At 62.1% G+C, this 17,256-nt stretch carries 7 protein-coding genes and 1 tRNA gene; 2 read left to right on the top strand and 6 right to left on the bottom strand.

What is annotated here, in order from left to right:
• Positions 1 to 555: 555 nt before the first annotated feature.
• The 3 genes from HMPREF2999_RS03850 to HMPREF2999_RS03840 all read right to left on the bottom strand — a co-directional run bounded on the left by HMPREF2999_RS03850 (position 556) and on the right by HMPREF2999_RS03840 (position 5,557).
• A tRNA-Met gene (locus HMPREF2999_RS03850) sits at positions 556 to 632 on the bottom strand.
• A 347-nt stretch (positions 633 to 979) separates the two neighbouring features.
• Complete coding sequence (locus HMPREF2999_RS03845; RefSeq protein ID WP_070675717.1) at positions 980 to 4,126, bottom strand: UPF0182 family membrane protein; 3,147 nt, start codon at positions 4,124 to 4,126, stop codon at positions 980 to 982.
• 207 nt (positions 4,127 to 4,333) lie between these two features.
• On the bottom strand, positions 4,334 to 5,557 hold the full coding sequence (locus tag HMPREF2999_RS03840; RefSeq protein ID WP_070675719.1) for a YlbL family protein: 1,224 nt from the start codon (positions 5,555 to 5,557) through the stop codon (positions 4,334 to 4,336).
• Positions 5,558 to 5,854: 297 nt separating this feature from the next.
• On the opposite strand from HMPREF2999_RS03840, the gene HMPREF2999_RS03835 reads away from it, so the two are divergent.
• Entirely contained in the window at positions 5,855 to 7,318 is a 1,464-nt protein-coding gene (locus HMPREF2999_RS03835) for a zinc-dependent metalloprotease (RefSeq protein WP_070675720.1), read from the top strand.
• A gap of 155 nt (positions 7,319 to 7,473) precedes the next feature.
• On the opposite strand, the gene HMPREF2999_RS03830 is transcribed toward HMPREF2999_RS03835, so the two are convergent.
• Positions 7,474 to 8,112: a M48 metallopeptidase family protein gene (locus tag HMPREF2999_RS03830; RefSeq protein ID WP_070675722.1), complete on the bottom strand. Its 639-nt coding sequence runs from the start codon at positions 8,110 to 8,112 to the stop codon at positions 7,474 to 7,476.
• Positions 8,096 to 10,045, bottom strand: coding sequence for an ATP-dependent helicase (locus tag HMPREF2999_RS03825; RefSeq protein WP_070675723.1), 1,950 nt, complete (start codon positions 10,043 to 10,045; stop codon positions 8,096 to 8,098). The genes HMPREF2999_RS03830 and HMPREF2999_RS03825 overlap by 17 nt, the downstream gene beginning before the upstream one ends.
• A gap of 325 nt (positions 10,046 to 10,370) precedes the next feature.
• Here HMPREF2999_RS03825 and HMPREF2999_RS03820 point away from each other — a divergent pair, with 325 nt between their 5' ends.
• On the top strand, positions 10,371 to 11,372 hold the full coding sequence (locus HMPREF2999_RS03820) for a phosphotransferase (protein WP_070629867.1): 1,002 nt from the start codon (positions 10,371 to 10,373) through the stop codon (positions 11,370 to 11,372).
• Between the two features lie 1,035 nt (positions 11,373 to 12,407).
• Here the strand turns inward: HMPREF2999_RS03820 and HMPREF2999_RS03815 are convergent.
• A complete protein-coding gene (locus tag HMPREF2999_RS03815; protein WP_070675724.1) occupies positions 12,408 to 17,177 on the bottom strand; it encodes an ATP-dependent DNA helicase in 4,770 nt (1,589 codons plus the stop codon).
• Between the last annotated feature and the right edge of the window lie 79 nt (positions 17,178 to 17,256).

Genomic DNA, 17,256 nt, shown 5'->3' with positions numbered 1-17,256 from the left:
CACCCACGGTTACACCACTATGCGGGACGCTACTCTTTCACCGCTTAGTTACCGCCTGTTTGAGGCTAAGCGGTATATCGAAAACGTTGGTATATCAGTCAAAACATGGTGTGTTGCCGCCTCTACCGCCTAATTTCTAAAAAGTGTACACGCGAGTGTTCATCTTCCTACATATGCGTGTGTATATATAAAAGTTTTCGGTTTTAGGCGGTGAAGGCGGTAAAGGGTTGGGATTCGGTTGAGATACGAGGGAAAATGCTATACCGCTTTTGCATTTTCAGGCGGTAAACAGCCGGTATCAACGCCGATTAGGCGGTGAAAATCCTCCTCTGCAACCTCCCTCCCACGAGATCATGCACGAGCGAAGATAGTCATACGCCCCGAAGGGGCGTTGGATGATAGTCCTCGATGTTGGGTGATAGTCCCCCCTCCCCCCACCTCGACGACGGGCCTGAGTTTGGCTGAAAGGTAGGGAATAACATAGGGATTCGGTCTCGTCAGGGCAAAACAAAACCCGGTATCTCAGCGACTTTTCGTTGAGATACCGGGTTTTTCTGGTTGCGGGGACAGGATTTGAACCTGCGACCTCCGGGTTATGAGCCCGGCGAGCTACCGAACTGCTCCACCCCGCGGCGACTCATACAACTATACAGACCCCAAACCGGGCATGCAAGCCAAAAACGCGATTTGTAACCAAGCACACAAAAATAGGGGCTGTTGGGTAGAAAGCAGTTGGGTAGAAAGCAGTTGGGTAGGAATAGGGGCTACGGGGCAGTGCCAGGGGTAGAACATACAGGAACGGGGTGGAAGTGAATCACTTCCACCCCGTTCCCGCAGAGATGTTCCCGCAGAGACCGCTAGAGCTAGTCGGTAGGAGCCGTATCCAGTGCAGGCCCCGGATCTAGAGCGAGGACGCTAGACCCGTGAGCATCCGGTATGGGCTACTCCCCCGCTGTCTCTTAGGCTTAGCCTCTTAGTCTTAGCGAGAAGCCGAGGCGCTGGCGCTGGGCTTCGCGCTTGCGGGGGCGCTTGCAGAAGCCGCGGCACTGGGAGCTGCAGAGGCGCTCGGAGCCGCAGAGGCACTGGGCGCTGCCGAAGCCTTAGCGGAAGCCGCGCTCTGCGCCTCCTCAGCCTCCAGAGCCTTCTTCACGGCTGCTTCCAGACGCTTCTGAGCCTCACCGTAGGCAGCCCAGTCGCCCTTCTTCATTGCCGCATCAGCATCGGTCATCGCCTTCGAGGCATCCGTCAGAGCCTGCTTCAGCTCCGAAGACTGCGAAACCGACGAACCGCCGGTCGAAGCGCCCGAAGTACCCGAGGAGCCAGAGGCAGACGCAGACGGGCTAGCCGCCGCCGAGCCGTCCAGCTTCGCGCCCGAAGAGCCACCAAACACCTGGTTCAGCGCCTCCTCCAGAGTCGGAGCGAAACCAACCTTATCGCCGAAGCTCACCAGCACACGCTGCAGACGCGGATACTTAGCGTCACCGCTCGACTGCACATACACTGGCTGAACGTACAGCATGCCGCCGCCCACCGGCAGAGTCAGCATATTGCCGTTAATAACCTCAGACGAACCGCGGCGTAGCAGGTTCAGCTGGTTCGACACCTCAGCATCAGAGTTGAAAATGTTCTGAGCCTGGCCCGGACCGGGAACCACCGAAGAACGCGGCAACTCCAGCAGACGCAGCTTGCCGTAATCAGCACTACGCTCGCCGTCCTTACCGGTACCGGCATCACCATTAGCGGCAAGGAAGCCGTACATCACGTTACGAGAGTTCGAATCGCTCTGCTGCGGAATGAACGTCGTCGTCAGCGAGAAGTGCGCGCGCGAATCGCCGGGCATCTGCAGGGACAGGTAGTAGGGCGAAATCGGCTGGTTACGATCATTGGTCGGGTCGTTCGGAATCGACCAGACATCGTCACCGGCATAGAAGCTATTCGCGTTCGTCACGTGGTACTTATTCAGCATGGTGCGCTGAATATTGAACATGTCAGTCGGGTAACGCACGTGGCTCATCAGCGAAGCGTTCATCTCACGGTAGCTCTTCACCGTGCCAGGGAAAACACCCTGCCACGCCTTCAGCACCGGATCCTCCTCATCCCACGCGTACAGGGTCACCGAACCGTCATACGCGTCCACGGTAGCCTTCACCGAGTTACGGATGTAGTTCACCGAGTTAGAACGCTGAGCGCCCGCAGCGGTTGCCGCATCCTGGGAGCTACCCTGCGCGTAGGGGAACTGGTCGCTCGTCGTGTAGGCGTCCACGATCCACTGCACGCGGTTATTCACGATCGCCGGGTACGGCTTGGAATCCACCGTCAGGTACGGGGCCACCTTGCGCACGCGGTCCAGCGGGTTGCGTTCGTACAGAATCTGCGAACCCTCACGCACCGCATCCGAAAGCAGAATGTCAGAGGACTGGAACTTAATCGCATAGGACAGGCGAGCCAGCAGCGAATCAACGCGAGGACCACCGTAACCGGTGAAGGTGTACTTCGCATCGGAGGCGTTGGTTTCGTCAGCAGAAAGCGGACGGTCCAGCTCCAGGGTGTCGCCCTTACCGCCCACAATCGAATACTCCGGCGAGCTCGTGCCAAAGTAAATACGCGGCTCGTAATCCTCGCTCAGGGTACCGGTCGCCTTAATACCGGACTGCAAGAACTTCGGGTTACCCGCAGAATCCACCTGGTTACCGTACGCGGCAATCACGCCGTAACCGTGCGTGTACACCACGTGGCGGTTATACCAGGAATCGCCGCTCGTCTGCGCCGGGTTCAGCTCACGAGCCGCCAACACCGTATCCTGCGTGGTGTTACCCACCGCGTAGCGGTCCACCGACAGCTGCGAATCAAAACGGTAGTACGGGCGGAACTGCTGCATCTGCGCAAACGCCGAGGACACAACATTCGGATCCAACAGACGGATATTCGCAATGGTCGCGCTCGAAGAGCTCAACGCACCGGCACGGGTATCAATCGTCGCGTCATACGGAGTGGTCTCAATCTTGTCCAGACCGTACGCGTAACGGGTCGCATCAATATTGCGCTGAATGAACTTCGACTGAGCGCCCTGCTCATTCGGAACAACCTGGAAACGCTGAACAATCCACGGGTACAGGCCGCCAGCAACCACAGCAACAATCACCAGCATCGCGGTGCTAATCAGCGGCAGACGCCAACGATTCATCGAAGCAGCCACCATAAACATGATCGCCACCAGCAAAGCAGAAATCGCCAAAATAGCGTTCACCGGAATCGACGAGTTCACATCCGTGTACATCGCGCCAGCCCAACGGCCCACCTGCTGCTGAGTCGACGAATAGCGGTCCAACCAGAAGCTCACCGCACGAGTCAGCAAAAACACAGCCACCACAATCGCAGCGTGACGGCGGAATGCCGACGTGGTACTCACACCACCGGGCTGCACCTTAATACCGCCGTAGAAGTAGTGCATGAACAGGCCCGCGAGCGCCGACAGCACCACAGCTGAGGTCACCAGAGTCACCACCATGCGGAAGAACGGCAACGCAAACAGGAAGAAGCCGTAATCCAGGCCAAACTCCGGGTCAGTCTTACCGAAGGACTGCTGGTTGAAGAACAGCGCGACGGTGCTCCACTGAGTCATCGTCGCTGAAGCAATGAACAGACCCAACAGCAGCGGAACCACAATCAGCAGAACCTTACGTGCCTTATCCACGCTCTCGTGGTAGCGACGCATGCTCTCCTCAGCACGCTGCTGACCAAACACATCACGCAGCATCTGCTCGGCAGCATCCGTACCGCTCGTCGGCACGCTCTGATTCGGGTTCGGCGCCTCCTGCGGCTTCTTCTCGGACGCCGGCGCCACATCAGCATGACGGACCGCGTAGGACATCGAAGCCCACAGCGGCACAGCAATCACCACGGCAGCCACCACAAACACGGCTGCCTTCAACAAAATCTGGGTAGTGAACACGGTGCTATAACCCAGCTGATCAAACCACAGCCAGTCCGTGTACACCTGGGACGCACCCACAAAAGCAGCAATGAGCACCGCCACCACAGCAATCGTCACCCGCAGGGGGCTACGACGCTTAGGCGTTGACTTCTTCGGCTTGGGATGCGCGGTGTTATTGGTCGACTCAGACACAATTCCTCGCTCATCATACGTTCAGAGAAAATAACTGCCTTTAAGTATCTCAGAGGTAACGCAGAAGGGCAGAACCTCGTAGAAGCTCGGGGCGAAATACGGCAGATAAAAGAGGTAGGGAGGGTGCAGAACAGCCCCGATACCGTAAAGTACCGGGGCTGACTTCTACGTTATACGGGTGAGAACCTTGCGGAGAGAAACGTTATGTTAGGAACCGCAGCGGGGTAGAGAATCATCCGGGGTGCCGGATTTAATCGCCTCCACCGTCTTCACCGCCTCATCCAGGGTCGACACCGGCACAACCACCATCGTGCCGCGCACCTGACCGGCGTGATAGTAGTTGAACAGGTCGGGGTCCTGCGCCTGCATCTTCACGATCGAATCGCAGTTCTCCTTAGGCGCCAAGAAGTAGCGCGCACCGTAACGGCCCGTCGCCAAAATCTTGTACTTGATGCCGCCAATTGCGCCGACCTTACCGTTCGCATCAATCGTGCCGGTACCCGAAATGTAACTGCGGTACGGGTCGCCTCCGGCATCCTCATCGGCGAGCAGAGTACCCTCGCTGAGCTTATCGACCGTGCCAAGCGCCAACATCAGGCCCGCGCTCGGGCCGCCCACACCGTCCAGGTTGTACTGCACGTGTGCCGGCAGGTCGTAGCTCTGCTTCAAACCGGCACCCAGAATCCAGCGGCTATCGTCACTGGCACGAACCGGGGTCAGCTTAAAGGTCTGCTGCTTGCCGCCACGTTCCACGGTCACATCAATCGGCGAACCGTTCGAGGCGTTTACCGCCTTCGGAACATCGGTGAGGGTCTCAATCTGCTTCTCCCCCACCTTCACGATGCGGTCATCAGCCTTCAGAGCGCTCGCCGCCGGGGAACCCTCCACCGTGGAAAGCACCTGAACCTTCTCAGTCACCGGCATCTTCAGCTGACGCATCGCCGCGACCTTCGCCTGAGTCTGCGAATCAGCCATCTGCGCGCCGGTCGCCGCCGTCGCCTGCTCATGGCTCACGTGCGGGTACAGGGCATCGGTCGGCACCACGAGGCTGCGGTTACCGTCAAACGCCAACCAGCCGTAGAACGCCTCCGCTCCAGACAGCTCAGTGTAGGGACCACCCGAAACCGACACCGTGGTCATGTTCATCTTGCCGAACGTCTTATAGCTCGGCGCACCCGAGACCTCAATGACGTCCTTCTCCTGATAGGTTCCGAGCACGTCAAAGAGCGGGCCGGGGCCCTCCTTCACATAGGAACTGGGCAGAACAAAAGCACCAGCCAGCAGGGCACACGTCGCCACAGCGCTCACCGAACGCAAGTTCACGCGGCGCGGCGCAAAACGCGAACGGCGCTTAGCCGCCTTCTCATTACTCTTCACGCTCGCGGAGGCGGCGTTCGGCTGCTGCTCAGCATCAGGGGTGGACTTAGTCATGGTTTCTACAGTACCGGATAAACCTGCTTTTCAACACGCGCGCGGGCACCGTCACCCCGCTAAAAATAGAGCAACCAGGAGGCGTTCACGCTCTTGCCCCCGCCGCGCTTTGTCAGCACCCCGAGGTTACGGCGGCACGAAAAAGCTCCCAAAACCCGACCCCAAAGACAAGCTTGTGAGCCCTCAGCTGATTAAGCCGCATCCACAGCGGTGGCGCGGGAAATTCTCAGCAAAAATCGGTAGGCTGGACAGCGAGCGGGCCAGCTACGCCCACCCCCGGATTACGAAAGGCTTCACATGTCTGAGAACCCCACCGGCGGCGCCTCCAACGAGCGCGACCCCCTCGAAGAATTCATTAAGAAGATGCAGGAGCAGGGCTTCGACCCCTCCGCAGGGGCAACTGGCCAGGGCGGCAAGGGCGCCTCCTCCAACGCGCAGAACCCCTTCGGCGCGCTCTTCGGCGAAGGCGGCCAGAACCCCTTCGGCATCAGCATCGACCCCGAAGACCTGAAGAACATGGGCATGAGCTTCGACCCCGCCATGATGCAGAGCATGTTCGCGCAGGTACAGGCAATGTTCTCCGGCGCGGGTGCATCCGACAGCCCCAGCGGCGTGAACTGGGATAACGTAAAGAACCAGACCCGCCAGATGCTCGCATCCATGGGCGAAGACCCCTCCGTACCCGAAAACCTCAAGCGTGCCGTAGAAGACGCGGCGAACCTCGCCGACCTCTGGCTGGACGCGGTAACCACCATTGAACGCCACAACCACCCGGTACAGGCATGGTCCAAGGCGGAATGGGTTGAGCATTCCTTCGACTCCTGGCGCGAAATGGTCGAGCCGGTCGCAGCCGAAGTCACCCAGTCCATGGTCATGCCCGGCGCTCCCGAGGACGTACCCGAAGAGATCTCGCAGATTCTCAACAGCGGTTTCTTGAACAACATTGGTTCCGTGATTTTTGGTGCGCAGATGGCTCAGGCGCTCGCTCAGCTTGCCGGTGAAGTGTACTCATCCACCGACGTGGGCTTCCCCCTCGCGCCGGGCTCCTCCGCGCTGTTGCCCAACGGCTACCAGCAGCTCGCCGACAGTATCGAGGTTCCCCCGCAGGAGGTCCTGCTCTACCTTGCCGTGCGTGAATCCGCGCTGATCCGCCTGCACAAGGCAAACCCCTGGCTGCGTGAAGACCTGGTCCAGCTCGTGGCGCGCTACGCCCGCGGCATCCGCGTGGACATGAACCGTATGCAGGACGCCGCATCCCAGGTGGACATGAGCAACCCCGACGCCGTGCAGGAAGCATTCGAAGGCGGCATGTTCAGCCCCCAGCGCACCGAAGACCAGGAACTGGCGGTACAGCGCCTGGAGGGTCTGCTCGCCCTCATCGAAGGCTGGGTATCCGTCGTAACCGAGGACGCAACCCGCAACCTGCCCAAGGCACCGCAGCTGACCGAAATCATGGCGCGCCGCCGCATTGACGGCGGCCCCAGCGAGCAGGTCTTCGAGAACCTGGTCGGCTTGGAACTGCGCCCGCGCCTGGTGCGTGAGGCACAGCAGTTCTGGCGCTGGTACGAAGAATCCCACGGCATTGAGGCACGCGACGGCCTCTGGGACACCCCGGAGACTCTGCCCACCCCCGCCGAGCTGGAAGACTTCACCGCATACGATGCGCGCATGAACGAAATCAGCCTGGACGACGTGGACTTCGACTCGGAGCTGCAGAAGCTGCTGGACGGCGGCTTCGGCGACGCGCCCGAAGAAAAGTAAAGCCCAAAAAGTAAAGCGGCGAAAGTAAATAGCTGACACCTCGAGCGGGGGTGGCTTGTGAATGTACAAGCCACCCCCGCTCAAGTGTTCGATTGGAGTGTTTCGTTTGGTTTTTGATTCTTTGATTTTCAGGAAGCGCTTTAGCCAGCGGGATTTTAGTGGGCGCTGTTTTCGCCGCGCTCACCCTCAGCACGTTCACCTTCAGCACGCGAGCGCCCCAGCGCGTACCCCTCCAGGTAGGCCTGCGCCCGCAGCAGCTGCGGGTAACGCGCCTCCAGGGCACGGAACGCCGCCGAATGATTCGGCTGCAGCAGGTGGCAGAGCTCGTGGTGAATCACCGAATCCAGCACGTACTCGAGCACGCCCTGCAGCTCCGAGGAGATGCGGATCTGCGTGTTCGCGTAGGTTGCCGAGCCCCAGCGCTGACGCTGGTTGCTCACCCAGCGAATCGACAGCTTCTCGAGCCTGCCCGAGGCGACCAGCTCCGGCAGGTTCTTCTGCGCCAGGTGCAGGGCGCGGGAGCGCAGGTACTCGTCCGTGACCGTCAGCTGCGTGGCACGCTCACGGCGGGCGGCACGACGCTGAATGCGCGGCAGCAGGCGGGCAATATGTTCGTCAATCTCCTCGCTCGTACTCGCGGCGGGAATGAGCAGGCGGTAGGCGGGGTTGCCGTGCTCATCCACGCCGTCGCGCTGCATGCTGACGGTGCGGGTGCGGCGCGCCGAGCGGACCAGCTCAATCTGCGGGCGGTCCTCGGTGGCGGGCAGAATCTCACGCTTAAAACGCTGAGCCATAGTCTCCTCTTCCCTTCGACGAACGGCGAGCCTGCGCCGAGCGGGGCTGTACGGCACGGGACTGAGCCGAACGAGCCTGGCTATACGAGAAGCCGGCGCTCTCAGCCCTGCGGCGGCGCTTCGCCGGATCAATATCGTCCAGGAAACGCGAACGCTTACGCTGACCGCGACCACCCACGGTGCGGGTCATGGTCCAGGTCAGCCACAGGTACTTGCGGGCGCGCGTAATGCCCACGTACAGCAGGCGGCGCTCCTCATCCACCTCGTCCGGGGTGGTCGCAAAAGTAATGGGCATGAGGCCCTCGTTCAGGCCGCACAGGAACACGGCGTCCCACTCCAGGCCCTTAGCCGCGTGCAGGGAGGCGAGGGTTACGCCGTTGACCTGCGGTGCGTCGTTGAATTCGCTGCGGTGGTTCAGGGTCGCCACCACCTCGTGCATGGTCAAAGGTAGCGGCTCGGGCACGCCCGGGCGCGGGTTCGCGCGGTGCTCCTGAAGCTGCTCTTGGCGGTGCTGCGCCATCATGTCCACCATGTGCACCAGGGCGGCGAGGGACTCCCACTTCTGGCGGGTGGCGCCTCCCGAAAGGGGGCCCTCCTCCTTATAGCCGAGGCCGCCGAGCACATCGCGGGTGTAGCGGGTGACGTCCTCGGTACCGTCCGTGGACTTCGCCGAACCGCGCAGGGCAAGCATCGCCTGCTTGACCTCGGGGCGCTCAAAGAAACGCTCCGCGCCGCGCAGCTGGTACGGAATGTGGGCGGCAGCCAGCGCAGACTCAATCGCCGCCGACTGCGCGTTCGTGCGGAACAGCACCGCAATCTCCGAAGGCGGCACGCCGTCCTTCTCAATCAGGTCGCGGATATCCTCGGCAATGCCGGCGGCCTCCTGCTCATCATCCGCGTAGCCGAACCACTCCACATCCACGCCGGGGCCACGCTGAGACATCAGCTCCAGCGGCGGCGCCCACGAATGCGGGCTCGAATCCGGATGCGGACGGCGCGCCGCCAACAGGCGGTTCGCCAACTCCACCACCTGCGAATGGGAACGGTAGTCGCGGGTCAGCTTCACCGTGTGCGCGCCACGGTACCGGCGCGCAAAATCCAGCAGGTAACGGCTGGTCGCGCCGGTAAAAGAGTAAATCGTCTGGGAGGCGTCGCCCACCACGCAAATATCGTCGCGGCCGCCCAGCCACACATCCAACAGACGCTGCTGCAACGGGGACACGTCCTGGTACTCGTCCACCACAAAATGGCGGTACTGGTTACGGACGGTCGCCGCGAGCTTCTCGTCCTCCTCCAGCATGGCGATGGTCAGCAGCAGCACGTCCTCAAAGTCGATGAGGTTACGCTCATCCTTCAAATCCTCATACGCCTGGAAAATACGCTGCATATTCTGCGGGGTAATCGCCGAGGGCAGTTGCTTCTCACTCAGACGCTGCATGATGGTGTCCGGGGTGAGCAGCTGAACCTTCGCCCACTCAATCAGCGACGCCAAATCACGCAGCAGGGAACGGTCCGTGCTGATGCGCAGACGGTTCGCCGCCTCCGTAATGAGTGCTGCCTTATTCTGCACGATGGACGGGAACGTACCGCCCACCACCTGCGGCCAGAAATACGCCAGCTGACGCAGCGCCGCCGAGTGGAAGGTACGCGCCTGCACGCCGTGCGCGCCCAGCTGGTGCAGGCGGGTACGCATCTCCTCCGCCGCGCGCAGGGTGAAGGTCAGGGCGAGTACGCGCGGGCCCTGGTAGCGACCGATCGCAATACCGTAGGCGATGCGGTGCGTAATCGCGCGGGTCTTACCGGTACCGGCACCCGCCAGCACGCGCATGGGGCCGTCCAGCTCGGTGGCGACCGCACGCTGATCCGGGTCAAGCCCGGCGAGGATATCGTCTGCGGAGATCATATGCTGAGGCTGCTGAGGTGTGGCGGTCATAATGCTCCATCAGTAAGGCGGGCGGTATGGGCAGGCGGCATGCGCTCGCGCGGGCATACGGACGTGTGTGTATGCGGGTGCGCGAGGCGGTGATAGCCGGTCTTCCATTGTATTCTCCCAGACTGTGTTCTCTAGGCCCGCCGCGGCTTCTTAGCTGTTGCTTTCGTTCAGGGCGTGAGGACCCCCTCTTTTGGAGTGGGCAAGTAGAAGCTCAACAGGCAGCGCAGGCGAGCACGTTTAGGCTTGTCCACAAGTATCTTCACCACTTGGCATAAAGATCCCAAAAACTACTAAACGGCACACATTGGTTTGGTAACCTTAACCCGTGACTTTATCTCCCCTTCAGCTAGCAGCCATCGTCTCCGCCGGAGTGCCCGGGATCTACCCCGTTGGCGCCGAACCGGTCCGCGAAGACAGCGACGACTTCGACTCGGCCATCATTGCCGACTCCACCGGTCGCCGCTGGCGAGTCTGCGCCCCGCGCCGCCCCGACGCCAGCATGCGCCTCGAAGCTGAACACCTCATCTTGCAGTCGTTCAGCCCCGGTCTGCGCGCCCGACTGCCCTTCGCCGTACCCACCGTCGCCGGCACCGTACCCTACGCGGGCGGCAACGTGTTCGTGTACACGCACATCCCCGGCACCATCTACGACGTAGACCAGCTCGCCGAGCTGAGCCGCCGCGAAGTTGCGGCGAACCGCCCCTCCCTGGCGTCCATCATCGCCAAGGACATTGCGACCCTGCACGTGATGCCCGAAGACATTATTTACGAAGCCGACCTGCCCTCCTACTCTTCGGAGCAGATTCGCCTGCGCAAGAACGCCGAGCTCGAGCGTGCCGCCGCAACCGGTAAGGTGCCCGCCGACCTGCTCGCGCACTGGCGTGCTGTGCTCTCCCCCGGACCCATGTGGCAGTTCCGCCCGCGCGTGGTCCACGGCGACATGGGCGCAGAGAACCTCGTACTGCACGTGACTCCTACGGAGGCGCGCATCGTGGAGGTCACCGGCTGGTCCGATGTGCACGTGGGCGACCCAGCGCAGGACTTCGCGTGGCTGTACTCCTGCCAGGACATCGACTTCACCGACGAGGCAATCGAGGTGTACCGCCAGCAGATGCCTCAGCTGCCCGACGCCTACCTGGCGCAGCGCGCGAACTTCTACGCGGAGTTCGCGATCGCCCAGTGGCTCACCCACACCGTGGAGGTGGGCGACCGCGACGGCGCAACCCACGCAGTGTCCATGCTCCTGGACATTCAGGACGACCTGCGTGCCTCCGGCGAACTGCTCGGACAGGAGGAGGTCGGCCCGCTGGTCGGTCCCGCCGAGTAGGTATTGGGTCGGGTAGCTGTTAGGTTGCTACTTACCGCATAGGTTTTCGGTTCAGCTAGATTTTCAGTTCAGCCCCGCAGTACTGCACTGCGGGGCTGAACTGTATCTACTGGGTTGTATATCCGCTGGGTTGTATATCCGCTGACTCGCGCCCGGTGAAACCTGCTCTCCTGACTGTCTGTCAAACCGACGGGATGATGCCTATAAGGGCTAGTGGAGGGGCTTTAGCGGGCTTTTTGCCGAAATTTCTTTAAGTGTTTCCCCTCACCTTTTGAGCACCAGTTTTGCATTTTTGTGCATGAATGACTCAGATTAAGGCTGAGACTTGAAAGTGCGCTAAAGGCGCCATTCACAATATTTCCCGGGTGCAAATACGCCACAAACCCACATGAACCAACTTTTGACCCCAAGAGTCCACACAGTCTCAACTTCACCTTGAACTATGCTCAAAATAGTGCATTTTAGGGTAAAAACTTACCCTGTAGATTTTTTCAAAAACTCCTGGAATACTTTTGCTGTGCCGCGAGAATACCAGCGGACACACTCCCCATAGCGCACTGACCAGCGCTGATATCGTGGCAGCGATAAAGTGGGGAGACAGATTGGACGGGACCCTGACCGGTCATGTCAGACCCGAGCCGGATTCATGCACCGCGCAACCAATCACCGATGGCAGAAATCTATAGAGTTACTTTCGAGGTTGTGTTTGAGAGTAAAGACGCACGCAAACCCCACGGGGCGCCGGCGGCGCGAGTGAGGCCGCGAGAGCGGCAGTCGTTCGGCGCGATTCTTTCCCGGAGCGTGCGAGGGCACGAAGTACCTCTATAGTTCTTCAGCGGCTGAGGACGCCTCATCACCCTAATGCAGTGGGGTGAAGAGGCGTCCTCTGCCATTAACCGTAAAAGTCCGCGCAGAAAAGCAGCTCACGAGGCGCAACGCCTACGTGAGCTGCTTTTCTCTATTCGGTGACAGTAAGCGCTAGCACGCGAGCGCCGCCCGCCCGGCGCTGGGAGATTCGCTGTTGAGATCCGCTACCTAGCCCTTGCGCGCCTCGCGGATCACCTTCGCCAGCTGCGCCTCCGTGGGCAGGCCGCCGCGGATCTGGTGGTCCCACACCTCCGCAACGCCCTTGCCGCCCAGGTACACGAACACGGTGCTGATACGCTCCGGGTCCACGCCCATAATGCGGGAGAACGCGATACGATACAGGCCCAGCTGGAAGCGTCGAGACTGCATGGTCGCCATCTTCGGGCGGGAACCGCTCTTCCAATCCACCAGCACCCAGCGTTCGCCGTCCTCGTCCTCGGTACGGAACACCGCGTCGATACGGCCGCGCAGGCTCACGCCCTCGATATGGGTTTCAACCGGGTACTCGACCGCCCAGATGCGCTCCTTCCACTCATCGCTGCCCCACTCGCTGGTGGCGAAGCGCTCCCAGAGACGCTGAACGGAGGCGTCCAGTTCGCTCTCGGATTCCTCGAAGTCGTCCTCGAAGGTGAACTCGTCCTGTTCCTGCAGGTCAGAGGGATCTGCAGGCTCAGCGGGCGCGGCGGAGGTGGAGGCGGCTGAGGCGGCAGCGGAACCAGGCAGGTCAACGCCCACCGTGTCCTCCGCATCGGGTGCCTCCAGCGGGTCGGCGCTCGGCGCCACCCCGAAGTGCTCCTCAATTAGCGCGTGCACCGCCGTACCAATCGTTGCCGCACGCGAGGGACGCTGAGGCACCGGGCGCATCAGCTGATGCACCGTGCCCTGCGGGTCCTCGCTCAGGCGAATGAACGTGGATGCGGACAGGTGCCCCGGCAGCTGATCGCTCAGCACCGGGTCGGTCTGACCCATCATGAGCAACAGCAGGTCGGCTTCGCGTTCCCAGTCCACCGCCTGCTGACGCAGGGATTCGGGAATGGCGGACTCGCCGTGTGCAGCGGGTACGGCGGGTGCAGGATGGCTTGCGCTCTCCCCCGCTACATCCCCGCTCTGGTGCAGGTCATCCTCCCCCGCGCCGACGGCGAGCTCCACCGCCAGGGCGGCACGCTCCACCGCCTCGCGACGGCTCGAGGAGTTAATCGCAATCTCACGCTCCAGCTGCTCATGCTGGCCGCGGCGAAGCACCGCCTCCGTGCCCCGGTTGAGGGCATCGTCAGAAGCCCAACGCCAAATCACGGGGCGCTCCAGCGGGTCAAAAGGCCACATGGCGGTCAGTACCGCCCCCAGGTTCGGGTTCCTGTCCTCGTAGTTCTTCTGGGCGAACTGGCCGCGCACCTCAATCGGCAGCGCCGCCGCCACCGTCGGCGAGAAACCGGGCGCAGGCGGTTGCGTCTCACGCCATTTCTCCCGCTCGGTGGCTTCGATAATCCATTCGGGCACCGGCAGGTTCAGGCGGGTACAGTTCTCCGCCACCGTGCGTGCTCGTACGGAGGGAGCCGCCAGCTGCCAATCCTGCGCGAGGGCGGGAGCCATGGCCTCAACCAGCGCCCATGCGTAGCGTTGCACCTGCTCGGCGTAGGTTGCCTGGGCGTTCGCGCGCGCCTCCGCCTGTACGGGAGTGAGCTCGTCAGCGTCTACGGGATAGAGTTCCAGCTCTTCCAGCAGTGCCTCCTCATCGGGGGCAGGCGGCAGGTTCGAGGGATCCACGACCGTACCGTGCACCAGGGTTACCGGCTCCACCAAGCGGTACTTCGACTCAGCCAGCTGCTCAGCCCAGCGGCGCACATGGTTCAGGTGCACCTTCTTGCGCTTATCGGCAGGGTTCGGCATCGTGTACGACAGGCCCATACCCACCAGCTGCGGTGCCGCCCAGGGGGTATCCATCGTCTCTTCGAAACGCACAGAGGGCGCGTCTACCGTGGGGGTGCCCATGTCAAAGAGCGACTTGAAAAGCATCTCCATCAGTTCCTCCCAGAAGGGCTGCACCGGCAGAGGTTGCGCGGCAGCGCTCTTCCAGCGGTAGGCGCTCAACGCCAGCAGGTTACGGGCACGGGTCATCGCCACGTACATGAGGCGGCGGTCCTCCATGCCGGCATGCTCGGCGGCATCGTCCTTATGCTCGGCCAGGTAGTCTTCCAGGTCCTTCGCCTTCTCGAAGGCGGTAATCTCCTCCGGGGTTTCAAGGATCGACGGAAGGTACTCGCGGTCGCCACGCAGCGGCCAGGGCAGAGCCGTGCTAGCCGACACCTGCCACAGGTTCGGGGTCTGCCCGCCGGTCGCGCTACCGCACAGGCCCGGCAGAAGCACATGATCCCATTCAAGGCCCTTCGCGGCGTGCATGGTCATCAGCTGCACCGCGTTCGGGTCAGGCTCCACAGCGCCCAGCGCCAGGCCCTTCTCCTCGTCATCGGCACGCTCAAGCCACGCGAGGAAGCCCATCACGTAGCTCACGCCGCCCGAAGACAGCAGGAAGCGGCGCGCACCCGGGTCGCCTTCCTCCGCGCTCACGCCGTCAGAGCCGGCGTAAATCATCGCGTTAATACGCGGCGCCGACATGCCGTAGGCGGCGGCCACCTCGTGGAAAGCGTCCAGGTTCGCGCGCGAACCCAGCGGGTCGGTACCCGGGCGGACCGCCAGCTCAATATCCAGCAGCATGGTCCGCTCAATCTCGTACAGTAGCGTGCCCAAATCATCGCTCAAACCGGCACGCAGCACGCGCATCTGCTCGGCAAAAGCACGCAGACGCTCCAGCGCCGCCGGGGAGAAACGGCGGCCGCGGTACTGCTCACCGTAGAGGGGTTCGCCGTCCGCGCCGTCCTGCGGCAGGTTCTCCACCGCCTCGATCAGGGAGGCGTAGCCGGAGGAGTCCTCCACCGCGCCCTTGAGGGTTTCGTCCAGGCGTTCCTGGGCGGCACGCAGGTGCTCCGCCTGCAGGTTAATAGCGGCTGCGTCGTCGGCGTCTTCAGCCTCGGCGAGCATACGCAACGCCATCTGCTCACGCAGGGCACGCTCACGCTCACGCACCAGCGACTGCGCCCAATCGCCCAGCGCCAACATATCCGCCGCACCCAAACGCCAACGCGCACCCGTCAGCAGGCGCGCCAGGGCATCCGAACGGTTCGGATCAGCCAGCACACGCAACGCCGACACCAAATCCACAACCTCCGGCTGGGAAAGCAAACCGCCCAAACCCACCTGCTGCACCGGAATGCCCAGGCGCTCGCACTCCACACGAATCGGGTCCAGCTGACCGTGCACACGCGCCAGCACCGCAATCTCAGGCATCTTCAGATGCGGACGCACCGAACCATCACCGGAACGATGCGCCGCGTAGGCGCGCTCATACTCGCGCACCGCCTGCGTGCGCATCGCCGCAATACGCTCGGCGATAGCCACAGCCTCCTCGCGGTCAGAGTCGTGGTACGTCAAATCGACGCGCCCCACCATGCCCGCGGCAGCCTGCTCAAAGGCGGGCGAACCAGGCTCCCCCACCAGGGCGCAGCGCGGGCGCAGGTCAGGAACCTGAGCGGCGGTAATATCGCCGTCGGCGGCACGCACCCACTCGGGAACTTCCTTCAGCTTTTCCGCCACGTGGTTCGCCGCGTTCAGCACCGAAATGTCGTTACGCCACGCAGTGGACAGGAACAGCGGCCGCACATGCTTGGTCGGGAAATGACGGTAGAAGCTGAACATCTGGCCGTCCGAAGCACCACGGAAACCGTAAATCGACTGCTTCGGGTCACCCACAGCCATCACCGGATGCGCCGGAATACCCGCCGCCTCATCGGCACCGTAAATCGAGGAGAACAAGCTCATCTGCGCGTGCGAAGTGTCCTGGAACTCATCCAGCAGAACCACCTTGAAACGGGCACGCTCACCCTCGCGAATCGCCGGGTCAGCCTCCGCAATACGGGCGGCAAAACGCATCAAGTCACCAAAATCCAGCACCTGCATGCGCGCCTTCACGCGGGCGTAGCTCATCGCCATGCGCGCGTACACTCGGCGGTTACGCAGCAGACGCTGAACCTTCTGAATGTCTCTCTCAGTCTTCGTCTCACGGCGAGGCTCGGGCACCGCCGCGTACGCCGCCAACTGCTCGGTGCAGAAGTCAATAACCTGTTGCGGCTCCACCAGGTGCTCCGCGCACTCGTCAGAAAGCTGCAGCATCTGGTTAATCATGGTCGCCGCAGACACCGGCACGCCGTCCTTATCGAGGGGAAGCTCCCCCTCCCAGTACTGCACAATCTGCGCGGCAAGCTGCCACTTCTGCGCATCACCGAGCATCTGCGCGTCCTGCTCCACGCCCAGGCGCAGACCGTACTCCTTGACGAGGTTATTCGCGTAGGAGTGGTAGGTGAGCACGGTCGGGTCAGCGATGCCTTCGCGTAGCTCCTCATCGCTCGGGGCGACGCGGCGGCTACGGCGCAGCGTGTTCAGGCCGGCGCGCATACGGCTGCGCAACTCGGTTGCCGCCTTGCGGGTGAAGGTCACGCCAAGCACCTCTTCAGGGCGCACAAAACCGTTATCGACCAGCCAAATCACGCGGTCAACCATGGTCGCGGTCTTACCCGAACCGGCACCGGCAATGACGAGGGTCGGGGCGGGTCCCGCCTCAATCATGCGGACCTGCTCGGGGGTCGGCTTCTTACCGTTGGCGCCGTTGAGCATCTCGGCAATGTCGAGGGCGCTGCGGTAGTCGGCAGGCTTCAGCGCGGGGTCGTTCGCGGCGGCTTCTGCCGAGAAGAGCACGCCGTTGGGCAGCTGCCAGCTATTGTGCTCACACCACTGGGCGGGGGTGAGCATGCCGGTGCCAGAACCGGTGTGAGCGCCGGGGGTAGTAGCGCCCTGCATATCAGCGCCGTATGCGCCAGAGTCAGTCATGATTCCTCTTCCTCATGGATCATTCTCATGGGAGGTTCGGGGTGAGTGATATCGAAAGTAAACGTAGGGTACGCGGCTA

It is taken from the genome of Rothia sp. HMSC066H02 (genome assembly GCF_001814995.1).
Classification (GTDB): domain Bacteria; phylum Actinomycetota; class Actinomycetes; order Actinomycetales; family Micrococcaceae; genus Rothia; species Rothia mucilaginosa.
The sequence above is the reverse complement of the archived record's forward strand: the minus strand, read 5'-3'. Positions and strand labels throughout refer to the sequence as shown.

Coding starts and splice junctions, on each gene's coding strand:
- HMPREF2999_RS03825 (WP_070675723.1), bottom strand. CDS start 10,045: ATGACCGCCACACCTCAGCAGCCTCAGCATATGATCTCCGCAGACGAT.
- HMPREF2999_RS03840 (WP_070675719.1), bottom strand. CDS start 5,557: ATGACTAAGTCCACCCCTGATGCTGAGCAGCAGCCGAACGCCGCCTCC.
- HMPREF2999_RS03815 (WP_070675724.1), bottom strand. CDS start 17,177: ATGACTGACTCTGGCGCATACGGCGCTGATATGCAGGGCGCTACTACC.
- HMPREF2999_RS03835 (WP_070675720.1), top strand. CDS start 5,855: ATGTCTGAGAACCCCACCGGCGGCGCCTCCAACGAGCGCGACCCCCTC.
- HMPREF2999_RS03830 (WP_070675722.1), bottom strand. CDS start 8,112: ATGGCTCAGCGTTTTAAGCGTGAGATTCTGCCCGCCACCGAGGACCGC.